Source organism: Kitasatospora sp. NPDC057500, assembly GCF_042802195.1.
Classification (GTDB): domain Bacteria; phylum Actinomycetota; class Actinomycetes; order Streptomycetales; family Streptomycetaceae; genus Kitasatospora.
On record NZ_JBHVER010000259.1, the window covers coordinates 1 to 9,832 of the forward strand.

Genomic DNA, 9,832 nt, shown 5'->3' on the forward strand with positions numbered 1-9,832 from the left:
GCCCTGGCGCGCCACCCGGCAGCCGACGCCCGGGAGCGGCAGCCCGCGACGGGCACACCGGCACGAGGAGGAGATGAGTCGATCATGCGACACGTCTGGCTGGAAGCCCCGCTCGCCCAGGACCGACTCGCGGCGGCCGCCGGAGCCGAAGGGCTCCTGGGCTCCTTCGACTGCCGGGTCCGGCACCGCGGCCCCTACGGCGGAGTCGGCGAGTTCGTCCGCCGCCTCGTCCTCGACCAGGGGCGCTCCCCGCTGGTCGTCCGGCACCAGGTCGAGCTCCTCTGCGCCGTCCGGGACTTGAGGCCCGACATGCCGTGGGCCGACGAGGCCGTCGCGGCCCTGGATGTCGCGGACGTCCAGATCAGGTTCCACCCGGCCCGGCGCACCCGCCACCTCGCGTACGGGATCGGCGAATTCGTCGCCGCCTGGTCGACAGGTCACCAGCCGCCCGCCGCCGTCCTGCTCGACGGGCTGGACGAGGCGGACGCCACCACCGTCGAACTCGTCGACGTGCTGCTGCGACGCGTCGACCCCTCCCGGCTGAGGCTGTACATCGGCGGCGCTTCGCTGCCCACCGCGCTCGCGGCGACCGTCGCCGAGTACGCCCAGCCCCACCCGGCCACCACCACCCCCGCCGAGGGCACCGGCACCGACGACGACGCCGCGGTCCACGACCCCGCCTGGCACGACGCGCGCGCCGACGAACTCGCCGCGACCGGCGAGTGGTCCTGGCAGCTGGGCGCGATCCCGTACCACCGCGAACGCGGCACCCGCCCCACCACCGACGGCGTCGAAGCGCTGCGCACCGCGCTCGGCCTCGCCCTGCAGAGCGGCTTCTACGAGCACGCCGTCCGGCTCGCGGAGCGCGGACTGTCGCTGGTCACCCCGACCGGGGACACCCGGAACTGGTGGGCCTTCACCACCATGCTGGCCACCGCGCTGACCGCCCTGGACCGCCCGGCCGAGGCGCTCGCGCTCTACGACCACGCCCGGCAGGTCACCGACGAGCCGAGGATCCACCTGTCCGCGGCCTACTCCACCGCCATGCTCCACGTCCGCCACCTGCCGGCGCCCGCCCGTGACCTCACCGCCGCCCGCGCCTGGCTGGACCGCGCTGTCGCACTCGCCGAACAGTTCGAGGACCCGCGCGAACGCACCGTCACCACCGTGTTCCACCGCCAGGGCCTGGCCCTGCTGGACAGCCGCGCCGGCGACCACGCGGCGGCGCTGCGGACGGTCGAGGACGGGATCGCACGGCTCGCCGAGACCCTGGCACCCGGCGAACGCCCCCAGGACCGCGCCCGGCTGGTGCACAACCGGGCCCAACTGCACCTCGCGCTGGGCGATCCGGCCCGCGCGCTCGCCGACCTCGACACGGTGATCGCACAGGACCCGCAGAACGCGGAGTACTACGTCGACCGGGCCGCCCTCCACCGGGCCACCGGACGGCCGGACGCCGCGATCGCCGACTACGGCACCGCGATCCGCCTCGGTCCGCACCTTCCCGAGGCGTACTGCAACCGCGCCGGGACCCACACCGACCTCGGCCTGCCCGAGGCGGCCCTGGCCGACCTCGACCGGGCCCTGCGGATCGAGCCCGACCACCTCGACGCGCTGGTCAACCGGGCCGGCCTCCACCTGGACGCCGGTGAACTCGACCTCGCCGAACGCGACGCCCTCGCGGGCCTGCGGCTGTCCCCCGGCCAGCCGCACCTGCTCTGCGCGCTCGGCGTGGTGGAGTCCGAACGCGGCCGACTCCCCGAGGCCGAGGCGCTGCTCACCCGGGCCGTCGAGTGCGCCCCCGACCTGCCGACCGCCTGGACCAACCGCGCGACGGTCCGCTTCGAACAAGGCGACGTCCCCGGCGCCGTCGCCGACCTCGACCGGGCCATCGCCCTGGACCCCGACCCCGTCGCCCTCTACAACCGCGGCCTGGCCCACCGCCGGCTCGGCAACGAGGCCGCCGCCGCCGAGGACTTCACCCGCGCCCTCACCACCACCCCCGGCCCCGACCCCGACCTGCGCGCAGACCTCCTCCGCGAACGCGCCGCCTGCGCCCCTCCCCCGAGCGCCTGACCACGCCCCGGCGGTCGGCCCTCGGGGCGTGTGCCCGCACGCTACTCCGGTCGCCGGCCCGTCAGCTGCTGCCACCGGTCCCGGGCCGCGTCCCACTCGCGGCGTGCCCGGGGAATGCGCGTGTCCGACTCCTGCCGGGCCACCAGTTCGCTCTGCCGGCGCCGGGCCTCCTCCTGACGGGCAGTGTCGGCGATCGCCTCGCGCAGGGCGTCCTCGGCCTGCGGCACGAGCGCCTGCCGTTCCGCCTTCGCCACCTTGGCGTCGGCGGAGGCGTTGAAGACCTCGACGACGAACTGCCGCACCTCGGCCTCGGACACCTCTTCCAACGGGACGGACACCATCTGCCGGCGGCCGGTCGGGAGCGCCACGTAGACGTGGCCGGCCTTGGACGAGTACTCGTCGCGAACCGAGATCTCGTCCAGCGGGTACTCCGAGGTGAGACCGTCCGCCGTCACCTCCAGCGCGTGCTCGTACAGCCGCAGGCTGCCCAGGAGCGAGGACCGCAGATCGCCGCGGTCCGGTGCTCGGAGCCGGGCCAGGTGCGCCCTGGCCCGGCCGACCCGGTCACCATGGGCGCGCACGGCCGCCTCGACCTCGCCCCGGGCGGCGTCGCGCTCACGGCGGGCCTCGCGCTCCAGCGCGCGGAGCCTGCTGCGCGCGCCGTCCAGGTCGCGCCGGTCCTCGGCGTACTCCTCGCCGAAGGTGTACCGCCATCCTCCGGGATAGCGCAGCATCAGCCAGATCACCGCGGTGCCGACCGACAGCACGACCACCAGAATCCAGCCCACAGGCCCCATCGATCCCCTCCCACGGTCCCACGGTCCCACTGGCCCACACCCTGCCCCGGCGCCCCGAGCCCCGCCGATGGTACGGATGCCGGTCGGCTCGCGCGGGGAATCCGGGCAACTCCGCCCCCGCACCGGTGAACATCGGCGTCGGCCGGCAACCACCACCCCGCGGTGCACCCACCGCCGAGCTCGCCGGCCCGCCCGGTCTCAGCTGCGCGGGGACCCGTCGAGCCGGTCGAGCCAGTCGAAGAGGTCGGCGCCCAGGAGCTCCCCCTGCTCCGCGACACCGCCCCCCAGGGCGCCGGGCGCGAGCCGGTACAGGGAGGAGCGGTCCCGGCCGTGGCGGCGCATGAACAGGCCCGCTCCGCCGCCGTCCTCGCCGACCAGGACCCAGTGGGGCGCGTGCGCCGGCACCTCCCAGGCCGCGTTGCGGGCGCCGGAGGTGTGCGGCCCGAACAGCGTGCCGCCGTCCGGCAGCCGGAGTCCGGGGGTGGCGCGCCACAGGCGGGCGACGGCCGGGTTCGGCCCCTCCCGCAGCCCGGCGGCGAGCGCCGTCCACACCGTGAGGAACCCGGCGAAGGAGTCGGCGACCGCCTGCTCCCCACCGGTGAAGCGGCTCCGCACGACGACCGGCCACTCCCCGTCCACCGCCCGGTCGAGGGCGAATCCGTAACGCTCGTGGTCGTCGTCCTCGTGGAACCAGAGCCGGTCCCCGCCGGACCACCCCTCGGTGAGCCCTGGTTCGCCGAGGCCCTCCACCGGCTCCACCGTGGCGATCGGGCACCCGCGCAGCGAGCCCTCCCCGTACGCGGCCAGCCACCACCGGTACGAGCGCGGCAGCGGCCCGGTGGCGGCCTCCGCCCCATGGATCACGGCCTCCGGACGGCCACGGCCCGGCCGGGTGACGATCCCCGGCGTGGTGGCGATCAGGTCGCGCAGAAGTTCCAGGTCGGCCTGCATGACGGGCAGTCTGGCACAGGGGTACGACAGGCGGGGTCCGCGGTCGAGCGGCGCCGCGCCCGGGTCCGGCCGGCCGCGCGACGGCTACGATGCGCAGCACGTGGGAGCGAGGGGGCGGCATGGCCGAGTGGGACGGTGTGGGCGAGCGCGGCGTCTACGACGACGAGCACCAGGCGGAGCGCGACCGGCTGTCCGATGCCGCCCACCGGGGTGACTGGGCCGCGGTGCTGGCCGCGGTGGAGAGGTCGGCGGAGAAGTCGGCGGACCTGGTCAACACCCGGCGCGTGGCGGGCCGCAGCGGTTGGGCGCCGTTGCACCAGGCCGCCTGGCACAACGCCCCGGCCGAGGTGGTCGAGAGGCTGCTGACGGCCGGCGCCTGGCGCACCCTGCGCTCCGCGGACGACGAGCGCCCCGTCGACGTCGCGACCCGCCTCGGCCACGCCGCCCTGCTGCCGCTGCTGGAGCCGGCACCGCTGCACCGGGTGCCGGAGGCGGACCTGCGGGCGATGCAGCACTTCCTGCACGCGCTGATCCGGGTCCGGACGGAGGACTTCGGCGTCACGACGGCCCTGGTGCTTCCGCAGGCGAGCGTCCTGACCGAACTGCCGGACGCGGCGCTGTGGTTCAGGGTGCCCGGCATGTACGGAGGCTTCGGCATCCAGTTGGAGGAGGTGCGGGCCGGCCGGCGCCTGGTGGTGCGGAGCCACTGCCGGATCGTCGGCCACTCCGGCCGGACGCACCACATCACCCCGGACGGCTGCACGCTGACCGAGTCCGGCTGGTAGCCGATCCGGCGAGGGTCGACGCGGATGCGGAGAGGGGTCCGGCGGGTGCCTGCCCGCGCCTACCGGAGAACGACCGTGACGCCGCAGCATTCGAGGAGTCGCACGATCTCCTCGAAGTAGGAGAGCCCGCTCTCCGGATCTATCAGGACGTCGGCCAGTGCGCGGCGCGCGACTTCGGAGTCGTGCCAGGTCAGGGTGAAGGGCGGGGCCACTCCGAATCCACCGCCCAGGCAGTCCTTCAGGGCGTTCCACTCCCGGCCGAAGTAGCGGCCGGGTCCGAGGAGGGCCTCGGCGAGCGCGCAGTACAGGCCGGGGACGTCCGTCACGAACCGGCCGTCGAGGTGGTACTCGCCGCCGGATCGGTCCGGCCGGGGCGCGGGCACCCGCCAGTCACGGGTGCTGAGGTCGAGCCACGCGGCCCTGCCCCGGGAGCCGTACGGCGCCCACAGGTTGGGTGCTGCCGGTGGGCCCTGGTACCACTGCGCCCAGACCGGGCGGGCCGCCGGCGGCGGGCGGTCGGCCCCGCCGTCGGTGAGGGTGATGTCGACGAGTGCGCCGCCGAGCACGGACGGCCGTGCTCCGGTGACGGCCAGGCCCACGGTGCGCGAGGCCATCACGGCGCCACGGCGGTCCAGCACCAGGAGGTAGGCCCACGCCCGTTCCGACCGGCGGGGTCGTCGCAGCGCCGCGAGCAGGGGCTCCGCGGGTTCGCAGCCGATCAGCTCGATCGGAACGGGGGCCGGGTCCGCCCGCTCCTCGAACAGTCCGTCCACGGCCGAGCACCGGCCTGCACCGGTCACCGCGGACGCCGTCCCCGCGAAGAGCTCGAAGCGCGGCGTCGCGGGCAGTCCGAAGAAGCTCTCCTCGCACCTGACACCGGCACCGAGCACGACGTCGTACCGCTCCGGGTCGGCCGGGTGGGGCCGATGGGCCACCACGACCGCATCGACGAGGGTGAACCACTGCACGGGCGTCTCGTCGTCCCAGACCTCGACGCACATGTCGCCCAGCCCCTGGAGCGAGCCGCCGGGCCCGGCCAGGACATCGCCGAGGAGACCGCCGGGGCGGTACCCGCGCAGGGTGAGCACCTCCCGTGGCAGCGGAACCGGCTCGACGAACAACCCCTCGATGCCCGCGCACCTCCCCCAGAGCCGCTCCTCACCGTCCTCGTCCTCCTGGACCAGGAGGTACTTCACCGGAAAGCCCCGGTTCCATTCGGCGCGATTCGCGATGCGCAACAGACCTCCGGAGAAATGAGCAGCCTTCACCCGCGTCGTGGGCCGGGAAGTCACTCCGTGTTCATAGCACCCGGCCGACGGCCCGCCAAGCGAATTTTCGGATCACCCCGTGGCGCGCAGGGCCGAGACCGGGTAGCGCAGGGCCTCCGGGACGGCTGCCTCGACGGTGGCGATGGCCGGGCCGAGGCCGGAGAAGAGGTCCGGGACCACCGGGACGTAGCAGTTGCCGCGGCCCTGGAGGACGAGGGCGCCCTCGTGGACCTCGACGCCGACCACCTCGGAGTACGGGAAGCCGTGGATCACGCCCTCCTCGTCCTGCCACCACGCGCCGTCGGCGTTCACCACCAGCCGGACCTTGCGCGCCGCGCCGAACCGCGCCCGGGTGAGCAGCGGCGGCCGGTACTGCGGCCCGGCCGGCAGCTCGGTGCGCTCGGAGCAGCCGCCGGCGGGAAGTCCCGATCCGTCGGGCCGGCCGAGGGTCAACTGCTCCACTGCGCACGGCACCAGCAGCAGCGCCGACTCCATCGCCGCCGCGAACGCCTCCCGCACCTGGGCCGGGGTCGCCCCGGCCTGCAGGGCGAGCTTGGTCTCCGAGTCGAGGTGGGTCTCGCCGAGCAGCAGGTCGGCCGCGCGTTCGACGACCTCCATGTCGGCGGTGCGCGGGTCGGTCAGGTACTCCCGGGCGCCCTCGCGTTCCTCGGCGAGCTCGGCCTCGGTGGGCTCCTCGGTGGCGAGGCGGACGGCCTCCTGCCAGAGCAGTTCGGCGACCCGCTTCTCCTGGCCCTCGCGGACGTCGAGGTGGATGCTGCGCTCGCCCCGGCCGGGGCCGACGTAGACGGCGCTGCCGCCGACGTCGTAGCTGAGGCCGTGCTGGTGCCGGACGGTGTCGGTCAGGCGCTGGCTGAGCACGTGGGCGGCGAGCAGCATCGCCTGGTCGTTGAGGTCGCAGGAGAGCAGCAGGCCGGGGCCGGGCACATCGGCCCGGTGCCAGGACGAGCGGGTGGTGCGCGGGGCGGGGTGCGGGGCGCGGGTGGTGCGGGGACCGGGCGGCAGCGGGAGGCGCAGGCCCTCGGGCGGCGGGCCGGTGAGGGCGAGGACGGCGTTGCCGGCGTGGAAGTGACGGGCGACGGTCTCCCGCACGGCCTCCAGCGGGATGCGGTCGGCGCCGGGGCCGTTGAAGGAGGCCAGGCCGAGGCCCTGCGTGCCGTAGCGGATCGACAGCAGTTCCGCGGTGACCGGGTCGGCCGTGCCGCTGCCCTCGGCCGCCAGCACTCCGGCCTCCTGCTCGATCCGCCCCAGGGGCAGGTCGGTGAGGGCGGCGCAGACGCGGGCGAGGAAGTCGACGACCTGCTCCGGGCGGCCGGTGCAGGTGAAGTCGGTGAGCGTGAGGCTGACCGAGGCATTGTGCTCGAAGTGCAGCCGGGGCAGCGTACTCATCGCCAGGTGCTCGACCAGGTGCGTCACCCCGAGGGTGCGGAAGGTCTCGTCCTGGAGCCCGCAGCCGAACATCAGGGTGGCTTCGAGCGGACCGGGCGTCTCGGTCCAGATGACGGGGACGCCGTCAATGCGGTCGTGATGCATCGGGCGAGCATACAATCATCGATTTATCGACTGCACGGGAGCCGTGGGTTGCGGCTGCTCGACGGTGCCGTGTCGGACCTGAATGTGCGCGGCACCGCCGCCGCCGGCTGCGCCACGCGCGGCGGACCGGACCGGCCGCCGTCGGCCTCGACGAGTCGGTGGACGTCCGCTCCCGGCACCGATCTGCTCGCCTGCGGCGCTGTCAGGAGCCGGCCCCCGAACGACCCGCAAGCCGGGCCGCCGCACCGGCGCGCAGCAGCCGATGCGGAACCGGTCGTTCGAATTGTCAGTGCTGGTCAGGATGATGCTCCCATGACGGACACCACCTCCCCGCTCTCGCCCGCCGGCTACGCCGACGCGGTCGCCACCGCCGTCGCGGCCTCGGCCGCGTACTACACCGACGGCTCCACCCCGCTCGGCGACGACGAGTACGACGCGCTGCTGCGCGCCATCGCCGCCTACGAGGACGCCCACCCCGGTGAGGTGCTGCCCGACTCCCCCACCGGCAAGGTGGCCGGCGGCGCCGTCCGGGGCGACGTGCCGCACTCCGTCCCGATGCTCTCGCTGGACAACGTCTTCGACGCCACCGAGCTCACCGACTGGGCGGCCGGCCTGGAGCGGCGGCTCGGCCGCCCGGTGGCCGGCTGGTGCGTGGAGCCCAAGCTGGACGGCCTCGCGGTGGCCGCTCGCTACCAGGGCGGCAAGCTGGTGCAGATGCTCACCCGGGGCGACGGCCTGGCCGGCGAGGACATCTCCCACACCGCCGACGCCGTGCTCGGCCTGCCCACCACCCTCGCCGAGCCGATCGACGTCGAGCTGCGCGGCGAGGTGCTGCTGACGACCGCCCAGTTCGAGGAGGCCAACCGCATCCGGCTGGCCCACGAGGCCCCCGCCTTCGCCCACCCGCGCAGCGGCGCGGCCGGCACCCTGCGGGCCAAGGACCGGCCGTACCGCATCGAGCTGACCTTCTTCGCCTACGACGCCATCGGCCTGGACCTCGACCTCTCGCACAGCGCCCTGCTGACCCGCCTCGCCGCCCTGGGGGCGAACACGGCCGCCGGCACCGCCGCGGCCCCGCTGCGCTGCGGGACCCTGGACGACGCCCAGCAGCGGATCGACGCGATCGCCGCCCTGCGCAGCACCCTGCCGTTCGGCATCGACGGCGTGGTGGTCAAGGCCGACACCGCCGCCGACCGCCACCAGGCGGGCTCCGGCTCCCGCGCCCCGCGCTGGGCGGTGGCCCGCAAGCTGGCCGCCGAGCACAAGGTCACCCGCCTGCTGGAGGTGGAGTGGAACGTCGGCCGCACCGGCATCATCGCCCCGCGCGCCGTGCTGGAGCCCGTCGTCATCGACGGCGTCACCGTCACCTACGCCACCCTGCACAACCCGGCCGACATCACCCGCCGCGACCTGATGATCGGCGACCTCTGCTACGTCCTCAGAGCCGGCGACGTGATCCCGCGCGTCGAGGCCCCGCTGGTCGACCAGCGCACCGGCGCCGAGACCCCGATCGTGTTCCCGACCTCCTGCCCGCGCTGCGGCGACGGGATCGACAGCTCCGAGCAGCGTTGGCGCTGCGTCCGGGGCCGGAACTGCCAGGCGGTGGCCTCCGTCATCTACGCGGCCGGCCGCGACCAGCTCGACATCGAGGGCCTCGGCGGCACCCGCGCCGTCCAGCTGGTCGAGTCCGGTCTGGTCGCCGACATCGCCGACCTCTTCACCCTGACCCGGGACCGGCTCCTCGCCCTGGACCGGATGGGCGAGACCTCCACCGACAACTTGCTGGCCGCCATCGAGACCGCCCGCAGCCGGCCGCTCAACCGGGTCGTCTGCGCCCTCGGCGTCCGCGGCACCGGCCGCACCATGTCCCGCCGGATCGCCGCCCACTTCGGCTCGCTCGCCGCCATCCGCGCCGCCGACGCCGAGGCCCTCGCCGAGGTCCCCGGCATCGGCGCCGAGAAGGCCCGGGTGGTCGCGGCCGAGCTCCTCGAACTCGCCCCGCTCCTCGACAAGCTGGCCGCCCAGCAGGTCGGCACCCAGGTCACCGAGCCGCAGCGCCCCACCTCCACAGGTGAGGCCGGGGCCGATGCCGCGGCAGCGGGCGAGGCGGGCCCGCTGGCGGGGGAGGCCGTGGTCGTCACCGGCTCGATGACCGGCGCCCTCGCCGCTCTCTCGCGCAACGAGATGAACGAGCTGATCGAGCGCGCGGGCGGCAAGGCCTCCTCCTCCGTCTCCAAGCGCATCACCCTCCTGGTGGCCGGCGAGAAGGCGGGTTCCAAGCGCGCCAAGGCCGAGGAGCTCGGCATCCGCATCCTCACCCCCGAGGACTTCGCCGCCCTGGTCACCGACCACCTTCCCCAGGATTGATCGAAGGCGACTGCGTGAGGGCGGGCCCGCGCACAGC

Annotated in this window: 7 protein-coding genes; 3 read left to right on the forward strand and 4 right to left on the reverse strand. The window is 74.9% G+C overall.

Annotation, left to right across the window (positions count from 1 at the left end):
* The first annotated feature begins 84 nt into the window (after positions 1-84).
* On the forward strand, positions 85-2,076 hold the full coding sequence (locus tag ACFU74_RS33435; protein WP_380763679.1) for a tetratricopeptide repeat protein: 1,992 nt from the start codon (positions 85-87) through the stop codon (positions 2,074-2,076).
* Positions 2,077-2,117: 41 nt separating this feature from the next.
* Here ACFU74_RS33435 and ACFU74_RS33440 read toward each other — a convergent pair whose 3' ends face one another.
* Both ACFU74_RS33440 and ACFU74_RS33445 read right to left on the reverse strand, forming a co-directional pair.
* A complete protein-coding gene (locus tag ACFU74_RS33440) occupies positions 2,118-2,873 on the reverse strand; it encodes a hypothetical protein (protein WP_380763681.1) in 756 nt (251 codons plus the stop codon).
* Between the two features lie 198 nt (positions 2,874-3,071).
* Positions 3,072-3,824, reverse strand: coding sequence for a hypothetical protein (locus tag ACFU74_RS33445; protein ID WP_380763683.1), 753 nt, complete (start codon positions 3,822-3,824; stop codon positions 3,072-3,074).
* A 119-nt stretch (positions 3,825-3,943) separates the two neighbouring features.
* On the opposite strand from ACFU74_RS33445, the gene ACFU74_RS33450 reads away from it, so the two are divergent.
* On the forward strand, positions 3,944-4,609 hold the full coding sequence (locus ACFU74_RS33450) for an ankyrin repeat domain-containing protein (protein ID WP_380763685.1): 666 nt from the start codon (positions 3,944-3,946) through the stop codon (positions 4,607-4,609).
* Between the two features lie 59 nt (positions 4,610-4,668).
* Here ACFU74_RS33450 and ACFU74_RS33455 read toward each other — a convergent pair whose 3' ends face one another.
* Together ACFU74_RS33455 and ACFU74_RS33460 are read right to left on the reverse strand one after the other, a co-directional pair.
* On the reverse strand, positions 4,669-5,805 hold the full coding sequence (locus ACFU74_RS33455) for a barstar family protein (protein ID WP_380763687.1): 1,137 nt from the start codon (positions 5,803-5,805) through the stop codon (positions 4,669-4,671).
* A 144-nt stretch (positions 5,806-5,949) separates the two neighbouring features.
* Positions 5,950-7,428, reverse strand: coding sequence for an insulinase family protein (locus tag ACFU74_RS33460; RefSeq protein ID WP_380763689.1), 1,479 nt, complete (start codon positions 7,426-7,428; stop codon positions 5,950-5,952).
* Positions 7,429-7,740: 312 nt separating this feature from the next.
* Between ACFU74_RS33460 and ligA the strand changes: the two genes are divergently transcribed.
* Positions 7,741-9,795, forward strand: a complete 2,055-nt coding sequence (gene ligA, locus ACFU74_RS33465; RefSeq protein WP_380763691.1) for an NAD-dependent DNA ligase LigA — start codon at positions 7,741-7,743, stop codon at positions 9,793-9,795.
* Positions 9,796-9,832: the final 37 nt, after the last annotated feature.

Bases quoted from the DNA above. Each gene is read 5' to 3' on its own strand.
- ACFU74_RS33435 (WP_380763679.1), top strand. From the start codon at position 85: ATGCGACACGTCTGGCTGGAAGCCCCGCTCGCCCAGGACCGACTCGCG.
- ACFU74_RS33440 (WP_380763681.1), bottom strand. From the start codon at position 2,873: ATGGGGCCTGTGGGCTGGATTCTGGTGGTCGTGCTGTCGGTCGGCACC.
- ACFU74_RS33445 (WP_380763683.1), bottom strand. From the start codon at position 3,824: ATGCAGGCCGACCTGGAACTTCTGCGCGACCTGATCGCCACCACGCCG.
- ACFU74_RS33450 (WP_380763685.1), top strand. From the start codon at position 3,944: ATGGCCGAGTGGGACGGTGTGGGCGAGCGCGGCGTCTACGACGACGAG.
- ACFU74_RS33460 (WP_380763689.1), bottom strand. From the start codon at position 7,428: ATGCATCACGACCGCATTGACGGCGTCCCCGTCATCTGGACCGAGACG.
- ligA (WP_380763691.1), top strand. From the start codon at position 7,741: ATGACGGACACCACCTCCCCGCTCTCGCCCGCCGGCTACGCCGACGCG.